At 73.9% G+C, this 13,591-nt stretch carries 14 protein-coding genes; 3 read left to right on the top strand and 11 right to left on the bottom strand.

Annotated features, from left to right (window positions below):
* Positions 1-119: 119 nt before the first annotated feature.
* From LG943_RS10715 to LG943_RS10705, 3 genes are all read right to left on the bottom strand, one after another.
* On the bottom strand, positions 120-1,331 hold the full coding sequence (locus LG943_RS10715; protein ID WP_270072081.1) for a helix-turn-helix domain-containing protein: 1,212 nt from the start codon (positions 1,329-1,331) through the stop codon (positions 120-122).
* Between the two features lie 196 nt (positions 1,332-1,527).
* Positions 1,528-2,718 (bottom strand): helix-turn-helix domain-containing protein, encoded by a 1,191-nt coding sequence (locus LG943_RS10710; RefSeq protein ID WP_270072080.1) that lies wholly within the window; start codon positions 2,716-2,718, stop codon positions 1,528-1,530.
* A gap of 192 nt (positions 2,719-2,910) precedes the next feature.
* Positions 2,911-4,038, bottom strand: coding sequence for a helix-turn-helix domain-containing protein (locus LG943_RS10705; RefSeq protein WP_270072079.1), 1,128 nt, complete (start codon positions 4,036-4,038; stop codon positions 2,911-2,913).
* 196 nt (positions 4,039-4,234) lie between these two features.
* Here LG943_RS10705 and LG943_RS10700 point away from each other — a divergent pair, with 196 nt between their 5' ends.
* Positions 4,235-4,822 (top strand): DUF488 domain-containing protein, encoded by a 588-nt coding sequence (locus tag LG943_RS10700; protein WP_270072078.1) that lies wholly within the window; start codon positions 4,235-4,237, stop codon positions 4,820-4,822.
* A gap of 34 nt (positions 4,823-4,856) precedes the next feature.
* On the opposite strand, the gene LG943_RS10695 is transcribed toward LG943_RS10700, so the two are convergent.
* The 4 genes from LG943_RS10695 to LG943_RS10680 form a co-directional block, all read right to left on the bottom strand.
* The gene (locus LG943_RS10695; RefSeq protein WP_270072077.1) at positions 4,857-5,822 is read right to left on the bottom strand and encodes a hypothetical protein; all 966 of its coding nucleotides are present in this window, start codon (positions 5,820-5,822) and stop codon (positions 4,857-4,859) included.
* Between the two features lie 100 nt (positions 5,823-5,922).
* Positions 5,923-6,462 carry a putative immunity protein gene (locus LG943_RS10690; RefSeq protein ID WP_270072076.1) on the bottom strand — a complete coding sequence of 180 codons (540 nt, stop codon included), beginning with the start codon at positions 6,460-6,462 and terminating at the stop codon, positions 5,923-5,925.
* A 66-nt stretch (positions 6,463-6,528) separates the two neighbouring features.
* The gene (locus LG943_RS10685; RefSeq protein ID WP_408648579.1) at positions 6,529-7,377 is read right to left on the bottom strand and encodes a pentapeptide repeat-containing protein; all 849 of its coding nucleotides are present in this window, start codon (positions 7,375-7,377) and stop codon (positions 6,529-6,531) included.
* A gap of 114 nt (positions 7,378-7,491) precedes the next feature.
* Entirely contained in the window at positions 7,492-7,953 is a 462-nt protein-coding gene (locus LG943_RS10680) for a MarR family winged helix-turn-helix transcriptional regulator (protein ID WP_270072075.1), read from the bottom strand.
* Between the two features lie 79 nt (positions 7,954-8,032).
* Between LG943_RS10680 and LG943_RS10675 the strand changes: the two genes are divergently transcribed.
* Positions 8,033-8,470 carry a VOC family protein gene (locus LG943_RS10675; protein WP_270072074.1) on the top strand — a complete coding sequence of 146 codons (438 nt, stop codon included), beginning with the start codon at positions 8,033-8,035 and terminating at the stop codon, positions 8,468-8,470.
* 61 nt (positions 8,471-8,531) lie between these two features.
* On the opposite strand, the gene LG943_RS10670 is transcribed toward LG943_RS10675, so the two are convergent.
* The 4 genes from LG943_RS10670 to LG943_RS10655 form a co-directional block, all read right to left on the bottom strand.
* Entirely contained in the window at positions 8,532-9,278 is a 747-nt protein-coding gene (locus tag LG943_RS10670; protein WP_270072073.1) for a hypothetical protein, read from the bottom strand.
* 52 nt (positions 9,279-9,330) lie between these two features.
* Positions 9,331-9,966, bottom strand: a complete 636-nt coding sequence (locus tag LG943_RS10665; protein ID WP_270072072.1) for a hypothetical protein — start codon at positions 9,964-9,966, stop codon at positions 9,331-9,333.
* Positions 9,967-10,296: 330 nt separating this feature from the next.
* A complete protein-coding gene (locus tag LG943_RS10660; RefSeq protein WP_270072071.1) occupies positions 10,297-10,986 on the bottom strand; it encodes a response regulator in 690 nt (229 codons plus the stop codon).
* 43 nt (positions 10,987-11,029) lie between these two features.
* Positions 11,030-12,283: a sensor histidine kinase gene (locus LG943_RS10655; RefSeq protein WP_270072070.1), complete on the bottom strand. Its 1,254-nt coding sequence runs from the start codon at positions 12,281-12,283 to the stop codon at positions 11,030-11,032.
* A gap of 222 nt (positions 12,284-12,505) precedes the next feature.
* Between LG943_RS10655 and LG943_RS10650 the strand changes: the two genes are divergently transcribed.
* Positions 12,506-13,399: a class I SAM-dependent methyltransferase gene (locus LG943_RS10650; protein WP_270072069.1), complete on the top strand. Its 894-nt coding sequence runs from the start codon at positions 12,506-12,508 to the stop codon at positions 13,397-13,399.
* Positions 13,400-13,591: the final 192 nt, after the last annotated feature.

Below are 13,591 nucleotides of genomic sequence, written 5' to 3'. Positions count from 1 at the left end.
CATCACCTCTGAATGGGCTGTGGAAGATGACGCTATGCACTTTCGACCTGCACAAACAGAAAGGGGCGTGGCTGTTTGGCCACGCCCCGAACTTGAACGGTCGCGTTCGCGACCTGCATTCAGGCGGAAATTCCAAGGTGGGACGCGAGCGCGACCATCTCCTCGGTCGGCCGTCGCGGGCGGGATTCGAGAATGGCTGTCACCGTGTCATACGCGCTCCGCTGGCGGCGCAGCCATTCCGGGGCGCGGTCCTTGATTCCGGTGAGCACGTGCGTGGATTGCTCGGGGTCCCGGGTGAGGACCAACGCTCGCGCCACGTCCAACCGGTGCCGCTCCCAGTTGATCGGGGTGACCTGGCCGACCTGTGCCACGTCGGGCAGCCGCTCGGACATGCGAAGGGTGTGGTCCGGCTTCCCTTTCAAGAGCGAAAACTCGATCCGCTTGTGAGCCACCGTAAGTGGACCAAAGGTGGCCCAGCACGGTGTCTCCTTGCCCAACGCGGCCGCTGCGGAATCGGCCACTCGCATCAGCTCATCGGCCCGATCATGGCCGTTGTTCCTGACGGCAGCCGCAGCCCCGCGGAAGAGCAAGTGTCCCCACGCCGCGAGTTCAGCCGGTGAAGCCTTGCGGATCGACTGCGGTTCCAGTTCGTCTGCGGTCAGGGTGCACAACCGTTCGGCTTCGTCGAGCCGCCCCTGACGGGTCAGCGCCCACCCCTGGCCGGAGATCGCGCACGCTGCCGCAAAGCGGTCGCCAGCGGTGGCCGCGTCCTGGATGCTGGCGCGCAGCGCGGTCAGAGCGTCGCTGATCTGGCGCACCTGGGTCAGGTACCGGCCAGCCATCTGCATGGCGTAACTGCGAGTGCGGTACGCCTCGTCACTGTCCAGTTCGGCCACGGCCCGGTGTGCCTGATGGATCAGCGGCGGCAGGTCCAGTGCCACGTCGTCGTAGCGATTGGCCCCGTACATCGCCTGCACCCGGTCGATACCTCGCCGGATCGCGGGCAGATCAATCTCGCCGTCGTCGGCCGCCTCAATGATCGGCGTGCCGTCGATCTTCAGCGGAGGGGCGATGGCCGAGCGCATTCGCGCCATCGCTTGGTAGTCGGGCTCGGCCTCCAGGTGTGGCCGGGGCGCCCGGTCGACGTAGAGGGCGACGGTGTCGACACCCAGCGCGGTCGCGATGGCGTGCAGCGTGCCGGTGGTGACCTCGCCGCGCGGCGGGTCGGCTTCGGCCTTCTTGATGGTGGTGACGCTGAGCCCGGCAGCCTCGGCCAGTTCCTCCTGGCTCCAGCCACGCCCGGTGCGCAATTTGCGTATGCGAGTGGGCATCGGTGTAGTTTCGCTCATTAATCCGTCCCGTCCTTCGCTAACGCTTCCACTGCCAGCGTAGGACGGGACCCTTGTTAATGTCAGGGCTATTGCACGGCCGCGATCTCCGGTGGACGTACGTATCGGCTTCGGGAGCCTCCGGGATCCCGACCTCGCCGAGTGGCTGCCGCAGGACTGAATCCTGCTGGTCGGGGCGTCAGATCACGCCCATTCGCCACGCGATGCCGCGCAGCACGGGGTCTTTCACGGACGTCATGTGCCGGACCGTTTCCCGCACCAGGGGCGAGTAGCGCACCTGTGCAGGGGAAAGCCGTTCAGCTTTCTGAAGTTCGCGCGCTGCCGCGCGGTGGCGGCCGAGCATGTGCAGCGCCCGGAACCGGTCCATGTGGAGGGACGCTCGGCGGTTCTTCGACGCGAGCGCACCGGTCTGCACGGTGTCGCTTATGCGCATGGCCTCCCCGGGGTCGCCCGCCTCCACCGCGAGCATCGTGCGCCACACGCCCACGTTGGACACCCCGAACAGCTCCCACGCCTGGGGGTCGTCGGGAGTCTCGGCCCGGCTCGCGATGTCGGCGGCCTCCCGCGCGTGCCGCTGCGCCTCCGCGTGGTCCCCCGACACCTGGGAGGCCAGGGCCGCCGACAGCCGCAGCATGCCGTACACCTGGTGGGCCATCGGGTCGTCACCGATGTGCGGCTCCAGTTCGTCGGCGACCCGAGGGCTGGACAGCAGCGCACGGGAGAGGGACGCCGAGGGGCGGGCGTGAGCCCGATGGTAGGCGGCCGCCGCCGACCACACCGGATCACCCAGGGCCAGGGCCGCCTGGCGGGACCGGTCCCCGCTGATCCACGCCAGGTCTGACTGCCCGAAGTGCCGCATCACGATCACGCTCAACCCGCACACCGTGATGAGCTGGCGCAGCGCCTCGGACCGCTGCGGCTCGGGCAGGTGCGCTCCCGCGTGCAGTTCCGCCATCACCCCGGGCAGGGTGCGCATCATGGCGTCGTAGTCGGTGCGTCGGAGTTGGTCGTCCAGCATGGCGAGGTCGCGCGCGGTCTGGTCCAGGGAACGCACGGGCACGTCCGGGGGCTCGTCAACGGCGTACTCGTGCAGCACCTCGCGGAGCTGGACAAGGCTGATGGTGGGCAGGCGCGCCGAGACGTCGTCGGCCGGTTCGCCGAGCAGGCTGTCCGCTGAGACCTCCAGGACCTCGGCGATGGCGGCGATGTCTGACCGCTTGTCCAGGGGGAGGTGTCCGTTCTCGACCATCGACATCCACCCGGTGGACCTGCCGATGAGCCCGGCGAGGGCGCCGAGGGCCAGACCTTTGGCGCGGCGGGCGGCTCGCACCCGCTCACCGATGGGCGGCGTGGGGGCAGGATCGCTCATGGCTCCGCTCCTGGCTGTCGGATCGCACTATCAGCCTAGGGCGGAGCTGCCCGGCTGTCAGGGCTATTGCACGGCCGCGATTGGTGCGCGCTACAGCTCGACGGCCAGGAACTTTGCCAACTCCCGCTGCTCGGATGCCAGCGAGTGCTTGCGAGTCCGCACCACATTGGCGAACGCCGTCGCCGCCAGTCGCTAGTGCCGCATCCACTCCGGGGCCTGCCAGCGCATCTCCACCAGTAGCCGCGTCGCCTCATCTCCATGCCGCAACTGGGCATGCGCCGCCGCCACATCCAGCCGGTGCCTGTTCCAGTTGTCCGAGGTCGCCCGGCCCACCCCCTGCGGCAGTCGGTCCGACATCGCCAGCACCCGGTCGGGGCGGTCCGCCACCATCTCGTTCTCGATGGCCTTCAGATCAACGGTGAGCGGACCGAAGGTGCCCCATCCCCGCAGGTGCTCGGTGACCTCCTCGCCCAGAGCCGTACCGGCCGCGCGCGCCGCCGCCACCAGCTCCCGCGCTTCGCTCGGCCTGTTGTTGCGGGCCGCCGCCGCTGAGGCGCGCAGCAGCAGCCACCCCCACGCCGCCAGCTCCTCGCGCGACGCCTGAGGCAGGCGCGGCTCGACCTCATCGGCGGTACGGCTCGCCAGGTCTTCAGCCTCGTCCAGGCGGCCCTGCCGCAGCAGTACCCACGCCTGCCCGATGATGCCCGAGGCCGCGTTCAGGCGGTCCCCGATGGACACCGCGTCGCGTACCGCGTCCCGCAGCGCCATGTGCGCCAGGTCGTAGGCGCGGACCTGGGTGAGGTACCGGCCTGCCATTTGCAGTACCTCCGACCGCACCGTCAGTGCCTGCTCACGCTCGACGCCGGTGTCGTAGTGCTCGACGGCGCCGTGTGCCGACCGGATCAGGTGGGGCAGCAGTTCGGCGGTGCGGGGGTAGTGGTCGCGGTGGTAGGCCAGGGCCACGGCCCGCGCGGACTCCCTCAGGTGGTCGAGGTTCGGCTCGCCATCAGCGGGGCCGAGGTCGGGTTTCCCGCTGAGCGTGACCGGCGGGCTGATGGCCTGCCGCATCGGCAGGAGGTCGATCTTGTCCTCGTCGGCGTGGACGTTCTGTTGCGGCCCGGCGGGCTCGAACAGGCGTGAGGTGCGTACGCCGAGGGCACGGGCGAGTTTGTGGTAGGTCTCGATGCGGGCCGCACCCCCGGCCTCGATCTTCTTGACGACGCCGAGGCTCACGTCGGCGCGCTCGGCGAGACCTTCCTGGGTGAGGCCGCGAAAGCGGCGGAGGTCTGCCAGCCGGGCGTCGGTCGGGCCGTCATCCACGTGAGGTCCCCGTCCTGTGCTGAGCTTGCCGGTCTCTTGCCAGCGTAGGACGGGACCCTTGTTCATGTCAGGGCTATTGCACGGCCGCGATTTCGGCTGAGGTACCCGATGTCTGTGTTGGTGCGCGGCCGGTGGCGGGCAGAGAGGGCGGGGAAGGCCCTATCGGGCGACACGGGATGCGGGAGCGGGGTGTGGGGTGACCGGCGGGGAACTGCTGACCTTTGGGCACAGCACCGCAGGGCGTGACCGGTTGGCCGAGCTGCTGCACGGGGCCGGGGTGGAATCCGTGGTGGACGTGCGCATCGGCCCGGGGAGCCGCCGGGATCCCGACCTTCTCCGGGACCGCCTCGCCGAGTGGCTGCCGCAGACCGGCATCGCCTACCGCTGGGAACAGGCCCTGGGCGGCTTCCGCAAGGCACCGGCGGACTCCCCCGACGTCGTCTGGCGCAACGCCTCCTTCCGGGGGTACGCCGCCCACACGCGTGCCCCGGAGTTCGTGGCGGCCATGGACGAACTGCTGCGGGAGGCCTCCTCCGCGCGCACCGCCGTGATGTGCAGTGAGGCGGTGTGGTGGCGCTGCCACCGGCGGCTGATCGCCGACTTCGCGGCCGTCGCCAGGGGCACCCCGGTGCGCCACCTCATGCACGACGCCCGGCTGGTCCCGCACCCGCCGACCCCCGGCGTGCGGCTGCGCGCCGACGGCCTGCTCGTCTACGACGACACCGCCGCCGCCCTGCGGCCGTCCGCCCCCGTGCGCGGCAGCAAGTCACGAAAGCACGGCTGAACCTCCGTCCCCGCCCGCGCCGCGCTCCGCGCGGTCAGCCGGACTCGGGGAGCGCCACCCGGCTCCAGCGGTCGGCCGCCTCCTCGGGGGAGAGTTCGGCTTCCACCTCCACGCGCGCCTTGATCCGGGCGTGGGAGTGGCTGCCGGGCTCCCACACGTCCGGCCTCTGCGGGGCCGCGCCCAGCACGATGACGCGTTCGCCGCCGTCGGTGAGGAAGTCGCCGGGGCTGTCGGCGAGGTCCACCGCGTCGCCCTTGTGGTCCAGCAGCGTCCACACCTGGCGCACGTCCTCGTAGTCGTGCATGCCCGACCGGTCGCGGCCCGCCTCGATCGCGACGCAGCCTCGGCACGGGCGGTCGCCTTCGAGGCCGCGCCCCTCGGCGCCGAGCAGGGCGTCGGCGAGCAGGGTGTGCAGTTGGTGGTTGCTCCACACGCCGTCGAACGCCACCCGGAACCCGCGCCCGGAGCGGCGGTCCAGGACCACGGCGGCCACGGCACCGGCCATCGCGACCAGCCGCTCGACCTCCTCGAACTCGCTGACGTTGAACTTCAGCCGCCCGGCGGCGACCTCGATCTCGAACAGCAGGCGCTCGTCCGCGCGCACGGCCGCGCGGACGTCGGCGTCGGTCAGCATGGTCTTGGCGGCCAGCCCCAGGCGGCGGGCCACGCTGTGCCGCCCGCCGGGCTCGCGCACGGTGTCGACGGCCGCCGCCCAGGAGCGCAGCAGCCGGATCGCCTGGACACCGGCCGGTCCGGCGCGCAGACCGCCCTCCACGAGCGCGCCCGCCAGCACGGCGAGGTCGGCGACGTGGTCGAGGCCGGCGTCGTCCTCGGTGTCGAGCATCGGGGCGAGCCGGTCCAGCAGTGCGACGCGCTCCTCAACAGGCGTGGTCCGCGCCAACCGGAACACCCGTTGCAGTGCGGACCGGAACGGGCCGGTCTCCCCGGCTGCCAGGGCTTGGAACATGTCGGCGGAAGCGTCGGCGAACGGTGAAGTCACCGCGGAAGTATGCCAGAGGGGGTCCGTCCGAGGCGGCGGAGCCCGCGCCGCCGGAGCCCGCGCCGCCCGCGCGGGCGGGGCGGCCCGTCGTTCTCCGCCCTCACGGGGTGGCGCGCAGGGACGTGTCCAAGGCGCTCATGAGCTGCGCGACGCGGCTCTTGGCGCTGGGCGCGGGAGGGTAGCGGCGGAGGACGTCGACCAGCAACGGGGCGGCGCGGTCGCGGGCCTTCTCGATCATCATGTCGCCCACGGCGGGGTCGTCCCCCGCGCGCAACTCGGCGATGCGGGCGGCGCTCGCGGCGGCGCGCAGGATGTGGCCGACCTGGGTGGCCTTCGCGATCGGGTGGAGGTAGGCGGCCGACGCGGCGTCCCCGGCCGAGCGGGCGGCCAGGCGGGCGGCCTCGGTGCCGGCCTCCTTCGCGGCCCGGTGGGCGTCCAGTGAGGTCGTGCGTTGCAGGCTGGTCCTGTTCGCGCCGTTGACGAACTCCCATGCCGCGTCGATGGCCGCGCGCGGACGGGGATCCCCCGGCACCGCCTGCTCGAACACGGGGAGGACCTCCTGGGCGGTCTCCGCCACGAAGCGCGCCACGACCCGCAGTTCGTCCATGGTCAGGGTGAAGTCACCGGACACAGTCGTCATGGGGCGATCCTGCCACCGGTCGGCCGCCGGGGTGGTGGTGATGGGGGCAAGCCGGGGCCGGCCGGGCTACCAGTGGCCGGGGCGCTCCAGGCCGGCCGGGAGGTGGGTCGCCGCGTCGCCCTTGGCGGCGTTGACCTGGGGCTGGGTGAGGAACAGGGCACCGGTGAAGTCGGCTCCCGCCACCTTGGCGTCGCGCAGGTCGGCGCCGATGAGGTCGGCCCGGCGCAGGTCGGCGCCGCGCAGGTCGGCGGCGATGAGCAGGGCGCCGCGCAGGTCCACCCCACGCAGGTCGGCGCCCTTGAGGTTGGCGCCCAGCAGGTCGGCGCCGCGCCGGTCGCGCCGCTTGCCGCGAACCGGGGCGTCGGCGCGGGCCAGCTCGCTGGCGCGCAGCAGCAGCGGGTTCACCTGGGCGCGCTCCGCGGCGAGGTCCACGCGCGCCAGCTCCTCGGGTGTGCCGCCCGCCAGGCCGTCGATGCGCGCCAGTTCCGCGCGTACCTGCGGGTGCAGGGACTCGGCCTCCGGCAGGGACAGCGCCTCGGTGAGGTACCACAGCAGCTCGTGCAGCCGCTGCACGACCGGGAACGCGGCGAACATGGGCTGCGCCGAGCCGGGGTCCGCCCGCCAGGACCGCCCGCCGAACGTCTCCTGGGAGACCCGCTGACCGGCGCCGAAGCAGTCGAAGACCGTGCAGCCGGAGTACCCGCGCTCGCGCAGCCGCGCGTGGATGCCGCAGCGGAAGTCAGCCTGGAGGTTGCCGCACGGCTGACCCGCGGGTTTGTCGGCCGCGAAGTCGGCGGAGGCGGCGAAGGGCAGGGCCGTGCAGCACAGGCCGAAGCAGTTCGCGCAGTCCCCGCGCAGCGCCGGGCCACCGCCGTCCAGCGGGACGACGGGCAGGGATCGGAACGAGGACGACACGGCGCGGATGCTCCCGGGCGGGTGAAAGGGATGAAGGGGCTGGTGGCGGCCGCGGACACCGGCGGCCCCTCCGAGTCTAGGCGCGGGTGCCGAGCGCTCGGCGCTAGCCGCGGGCTATCCGCCGAGGGCCGAGGCCATGCGGTCGAGGTCGGTGAGCAGGGCGGCCAGGCGCTCTGGGGGAACGGCGGCGATCATCCGGCTCTCCACGGCGTAGACGGCGCGTCGGGCGCCGTCGAGGCGGTCGCGTCCCTCCGGGGTGAGGTGGGCGGGCAGGGCGCGGCCGTGGTCGGAGGTCGTCGGCCGGGTGATGAGCCCGGCGTCCTGGAGCCCGCGCAGGACGACGTTCATGGACTGCCGGGTGACGAAGGCGGCGCGGGCGAGTTCGGCGTTGGACAGCCCGGGGCGCTCGTCCAGGAGTTCCAGGCAGGCGTACTGCGGCACGGTCAGGCCGTGCTCGCGCAGCTCCCGGTCCATGGCGCCGCGCAGCGCGGCGGCGGACCGCTTGAGGCGGTAGCCGACGTGCTCGGTGACGTCCTGGGCGGGGTGGGGAGGTTCGACGGGCGCGCGATCTTCCATGTCAGGATTTTGACATAGAGGAGGAGATGTGCGTACCGTCAGAGATGTCAAAGTCCTGACATGAGAAACGGGGAGACCCATGACCCACAGCACCGGTATCAGCGACACCACCGGCACCGACACCGGAGCCACCGCCGTCGCAGCCACGTCCGCCGCCGTCGCCGGTCCCGACTTCATCGCCCTCCAGGTGCGCGACGTCGCCGCGGCCGCCGCCTTCTACGAGGAGCACCTGGGCCTGCGCCGGGCGCCCGCCTCCCCGCCCGGCGCCGTGGTGTTCGCCACCGAGCCCGTCCCGTTCGCCGTGCGCGAGCCCCTGCCCGGCGTGGACCTCGACGGGGTCGAGCGCCCCGGCCTCGGGGTGGCCCTGTGGCTGCGCGCCACCGACGCCCAGCAGGTGCACGACCGCCTCGCCGCCGCCGGGGTCCCCGTCCTCGCCCCGCCCCGGGACACCCCCTTCGGCCGCGCCTTCACCTTCGCCGATCCCGAGGGTTACGCGATCACCGTCCACGACGCCTGACCCCGTCCCCGCCCCCGGCCACCGTCGCCCGGCGGGACGGCGGGACCGGGGGACGCGGCCGTCACCCCAGATTCCCCAGCGCCCGCGCGGCGATGCCGAGCAGCACGTCCTCATCGCCCCGGTAGTCCGGATCGCCCTCGGTGCCATCGGAGAACTCGTAGCCCGAGACCGCGACGTTCATGTTGTCCTGACGGACGAACACCATGACCGTGGGCGACGGCCTCCTGGCATCGAGGTTCAGGTCCGCGTAGACGAGCAGCGACTGCTCCCCCAGACCCGGTACGTGGCGCATCTCCTCCACCGTGACGTGGCTGCCCTCGGCGGTGAACTGCGCGGTGTCCTGGCGGTACCGGCGCATCGCCGCCGCCTCCGCATCCCACGCGTCGCCGCTGTCCGCGACCCCGGGCCGGTAGGTGATGTCCAGCCCGCCCCGGGTGCCGTCGGCGAAGACCGCGAACCAGGCGCACGACGCCGAGGTGTCGACGCTGATGGAGGTGGCGGGCAGCACGGCGGAGAGGCGGCGCAACTGGTCCACGGTGGCGCCCGCGCAGGGGTCGTCGGGCAGGGCGTACTGGCGCGGCCGCCGCTGCCCCTCCTCCTGCGCCGCCGCACCCTCCGGGGTGCCCGCCGAGGGCAGCAGCGGTCCGGTCACCTCGATGCCCACCAGGGTGGCGGCCACGGTGACGACCGCCAGGCCCAGGGCAAGGCCCACCAGCGGCGGCCGGGCGCGGGCGGTACCGCGCGCCGGGGCCGGCCGCCCGGGGGCGGCGGGCGCGGGGGAGGGGGATGACGCGGGGTCCTGGCGCATGCTCGGTTCCGTTCTCGTCGCGGAGGGGGAGCGGGGGCGGGGCGGCGACGCGCTACCGGCCCATGTCCTCGGCCATGGCGACCAGCAGCGCGTCAACGCCGTCGGACGCGGGAACGGCCTCGTCGCCCGTGACGGAGTACTCGATCGCCGTGAGCCGCTCCCCGTCCAGCACCAGAAGGCTGGTGGTCCCGGTGTGCTCCCCGGTGCCGCCGGTGGAGTTGACGTGGACGAGTACGCCGCGATCCCCCATGTCCAGCCGGTCCTCGCGGACGACCTCGATCTCCGTTGCCCCGGCGAGCGGGTCGGGAGTGCTGAGGTTCTCGCGCTGGACGCTGAACAGTTCGCCGGGCGTGGTCGGGTACTCGTCGTCGGGGTTGTGTTCGGAGGCGAGCGCCGCCGCCTCCTCCGACAGCGGGAGGTAGATCCGGACCAGCAGGTCCCCGGCGGGAAGGCCCTCGGGGCCGACCACCCAGACGCACCCGCTGGTCTCGGCGTTCAGGTGGCGAATCGCCTCCTTCGCGTCCAGTTCCGCCAGCCGGGCGGGCTCCACCAGCGAGCAGGGTTCCTCGGGCAGGCCCGGCGGCAGATCCTGCGCGGCGCGGCGCTCCACCGGCGCGCTCGCGCGCTCCTGCCCCAGGCCCGGCAGCGCGAGTGCGACGACCGCGTGCGTCAGGACGATCGAGCCCACGACGGAGACGAGCGAGACGGCAATCGCGCTGCGGTAACCGGGCCGCGCGCCGGGGGTCCCGGTCGGGGGAGCGGCGGACGGCGGCGCGGAGGGTGGCGGCGCGGATGGCAGTGTGTCGGTCGGGGGCGTGTCGGCCGGGGGCGTGTCGGTCGGCGGCGGCCGCTCACCGGAGGCTGGGCACGGCTCGGACGCGGGGCGGGGCAGGGTCATGGCCGCCTTCGGGGGGATGCGGACTGGGCCGCCTGAATCCTCTCAGCACCCCCCGCCCACCGGTACGCCGAGCGCTGGCCGAATCCGGCCGGGCCGGAAAGCGCGTCGGCACCGGGACGGCTACCGGCCGTCCGGGGTGTCCGGGGTGTCCGGGGTGCCCGCGCTGACCAGGCCGGACTCGTAGGCCAGCACGACCAGTTGGGCGCGGTCGCGGCAGCCGGTCTTGGTCATCGCGCGGCTGACGTGAGTCTTGGCCGTGGCGGGGCTGATGATCATTCTGGCGGCGATCTCGTCGTTGGACAGGCCGCGGGCGACCAGGGCCGTCACCTCGCGCTCCCGGTTGGTCAAGGCGTTCAGCGCCCCCGCCGAGGGGCCGACCGCCGGGCGCGAGACGTACTCCTGGATGAGCCTGCGGGTGATCGACGGCGACAGCAGCGCGTCGCCGCGCGCGGCAACCCGCACGCCCTGGAGGAGGTCGGCCGGGTCGATGTCCTTGACCAGGAACCCGGCGGCGCCGGCGCGCAGGGCGTTGTACACGTACTCGTCGAAGCCGTAGTTGGTCAGCATCAGCACGTGGGTGCCGTCGAGCCGGGGGTCGGCGGCGATCCGGCGGGTGGCCTCGATGCCGTCCACGACGGGCATCTGCACGTCGGCCAGCACCACGTCGGGCAGGTGCTCGCGGGCCAGCGCCACCCCCTCGGCGCCGTCGGCGGCCTCGCCGACCACCGTCAGGTCGTCCTCGGCCTCCAGCAGCGCCCGGAACCCGGCCCGGATGAGCGGCTGGTCGTCCATCAGCAGGACCCGGATCACCGCGACCCCCTTCCGCCGCGCCCGTGGCCGCCAGGCTGCGGGGTCACCGGGGCGCCTCCTCGGTCGCGGGAGAGCCCGGTGCGGTCGGTCCCGCCGGTGCCGCCGACGCCTCCCCGCCCGTCCGCTCCGGCGCCGGAAGCTCGGCGGCGACCCGGAAGCCGCCCTTTGCCCGGGGCTCGGCGCGCACGGTGCCGCCCAGCGCCGCCACGCGCTCGCGGATGCCCAGCAGCCCGGTGCCGGGCACCGGCGGCGCGGCGGGGTCCGCGCCGCCGTCGTCCTCCACGCGGACGGTCAGCACCCCCGGCCCGTAGCCGATACGCACCACCGCGCTCGCGCCCTCGCCCGCGTGGCGGGCGGCGTTGGTCACGGCCTCCTGCACGATCCGGTACGCGGCCCGCTCGACCTCCTCGGGCAGTGCGCGGCGCTCCCCCTCGATCTCCACCGACACCGGCAGCCCGGCACGCCGCGTGCTCTCGGCCAGCGCCGCCAGGTCCGCCAGCCCGCGCGCCGACGCCGGGCCGACCGGAGCCTCGTCCCCCGGCCGGCGCAGCACCTCCAGGGTGGCGCGCAGTTCGCGGGTGGCCTCGCCGCTGGCCTCCTGGATCGCCAGCAGCGCCTCGGGCACCTCCTCGCCGCGCTTGCGCGCCAGGTGCACGGCCACCCCCGCCTGCACCTTGATGATCGAGATGGCGTGCGTGAGGGAGTCGTGCAGCTCCCGCGCGATGCGCAGCCGCTCCTCACCGGCCCTGCGCAGGGCCGCCTCCTCGCGGGTACGCCGCGCCTCGGCGGCGGCGCGCTCGGCCTCGGCGAGGTAGGCCGCGTACTGCCGGAACACCTCGCCCAGCACGCCCGCCGCCGCGAACCAGCCCACCGCAAGCACCTGCTCCTGGAGTTCGGCGGAGTCGGCCCCGCCCTGCGCCAGCGTGGCGCCCACCGCCACGGCCAGGAACACCCCCACCGTCCACGCCGTGAACGAGCGGTGCCCGGCGCGCACGGCGGTGAACACCATTACCAGCGCGGGAAGCACGGTCAGCGGCCCCAGCGTGCCCAGCAGCGCGCCGACGGCCGCCACCCACACCAGCACGGCCACCAGCACCGCGCGCGGCGCGCGCGTCCGCACCGCCAGCAGCGCGGGACCCGCCAGCAGCAGGGGGTAGGCGGGCGCGGCCAGCCCGCCGGCGGGGGCCGCCGCCAGGAGCGCGTTGAGCACGACGAGCACGGCCGTGCCCGCCGCGATCACGGCATCGCGCACCGGGCCGCGCGGCGGCCAGACGTCGAACCTCGTACCGGCGCTCATAGCGGCACCCTAGCCCGGGGGTGCGCGCCGTACCTCCTCCCTGAGGAGGCACTCGCGGCTACTCCCCTGGTGGTAGCCGGGCGTCCGCTGCGCCCGGGCGGGTAGCGCCCGGAGCCGCCACCGGGGCGACGACGCGCGGCCCGCCCCCGCGCCAGGATCGGCCCCGACCACCGTGCGGCCGAAGCCGCGCGGGCACCGACGCGAAGGGCGGGGCCGCAGCCGATGACGACGAACGCCGACAGCCACAACCTCCACGACATCCCAAACGTGCACAACGTCCACCAGTTCGAGGCGTGGAACGGCTACGAGGGGCGGCACTGGGCCGACAACCGGGAGCGCTACGACGCCATGGTCGGCGGGCTGAACCGGCCGCTGTTCCGCGCCGCCGCCATCGCCCCCGGCGACCGGGTGCTCGACGTCGGCTGCGGCACCGGCTGGACCACGCGCCGCGCAGCCCTGGCCGCGCCGCGGGGCAGTGCGCTGGGCGTGGACCTGTCGGGGCCGATGCTGGAGCGCGCCCGGGCCGTGGCCGCCGAGAAGGGGATCGCCAACGCCGCCTTCGAGCAGGGCGACGCCCAGGTGCACCCCTTCACCCCTGAGGGCTTCGACACCGCCATCAGCCGGGGCGGCATGTGGTACTTCTCCGACCCCCTCGCCGCCTGCGCCAACATCGCGGCGGCCCTGCGCCCGGGCGGGCGGCTGGCGTTCGTGACCCCCGACGCCGAGGCGGCCGACCCCGGCGGCGACTTTCCGGATGTGTTCGGCCTGATGGGGGAGTACCTGCCCGAGCGGCCCACGTTCAGCGTCGAGGACGGGCGGAGCGGCGCCGCCGCCATGTCGCGCGCCGCCGACGTGCGCCGGGTGCTGGGCGGCGCGGGCTTCGCGTCGGTGGAGGTCGAGCCGCTGCGCTACACGACGCTGCTGGGCCGCACCGCCGAGGACGCGACCGACTTCCTCTTCGCCTTCGGCCCGGTACGCCACTGGTTCGGCGACACCGACCCGGAAGCGGAGGAGCGCGCCCGCGCGGCCGTGCGCGCCGCGCTGGAGCCCTGCGCGGGGCCGGGCGGCGTGCGCCAGCCCGGCGCGATGCTGCTGGTCACGGCATTGAGAGTGTGAGGTGGGGATGGGCGAGGGCGAACGGGGGAGGCGGTGCGGGCGGCGGGGGTGGATGGGGGGTGGATGATCATCGATCCGCGCCCCAGCGGTTGACGCGGGCGACGAGGCGGCGGGGGCGGCGGGTGATCGGCGCGGGAGGACAAGTCGGGCGCCAGGTGCCTGGAATCTCACGCGGCGAGACGAGAACGGCCT

The sequence above is a fragment of the Streptomonospora mangrovi genome, from assembly GCF_027604915.1.
In the GTDB taxonomy this organism is placed as follows: domain Bacteria; phylum Actinomycetota; class Actinomycetes; order Streptosporangiales; family Streptosporangiaceae; genus Streptomonospora; species Streptomonospora mangrovi.
The sequence above is the reverse complement of the archived record's forward strand: the minus strand, read 5'-3'. Positions and strand labels throughout refer to the sequence as shown.

What these genes read in the sequence shown, in the direction of transcription:
- LG943_RS10715 (WP_270072081.1), bottom strand. Translation starts at nt 1,331, where the DNA reads ATGCCCACTCGCATACGCAAATTGCGCACCGGGCGTGGCTGGAGCCAG.
- LG943_RS10710 (WP_270072080.1), bottom strand. Translation starts at nt 2,718, where the DNA reads ATGAGCGATCCTGCCCCCACGCCGCCCATCGGTGAGCGGGTGCGAGCC.
- LG943_RS10690 (WP_270072076.1), bottom strand. Translation starts at nt 6,462, where the DNA reads ATGACGACTGTGTCCGGTGACTTCACCCTGACCATGGACGAACTGCGG.
- LG943_RS10680 (WP_270072075.1), bottom strand. Translation starts at nt 7,953, where the DNA reads ATGGAAGATCGCGCGCCCGTCGAACCTCCCCACCCCGCCCAGGACGTC.
- LG943_RS10675 (WP_270072074.1), top strand. Translation starts at nt 8,033, where the DNA reads ATGACCCACAGCACCGGTATCAGCGACACCACCGGCACCGACACCGGA.
- LG943_RS10670 (WP_270072073.1), bottom strand. Translation starts at nt 9,278, where the DNA reads ATGCGCCAGGACCCCGCGTCATCCCCCTCCCCCGCGCCCGCCGCCCCC.
- LG943_RS10655 (WP_270072070.1), bottom strand. Translation starts at nt 12,283, where the DNA reads ATGAGCGCCGGTACGAGGTTCGACGTCTGGCCGCCGCGCGGCCCGGTG.
- LG943_RS10650 (WP_270072069.1), top strand. Translation starts at nt 12,506, where the DNA reads ATGACGACGAACGCCGACAGCCACAACCTCCACGACATCCCAAACGTG.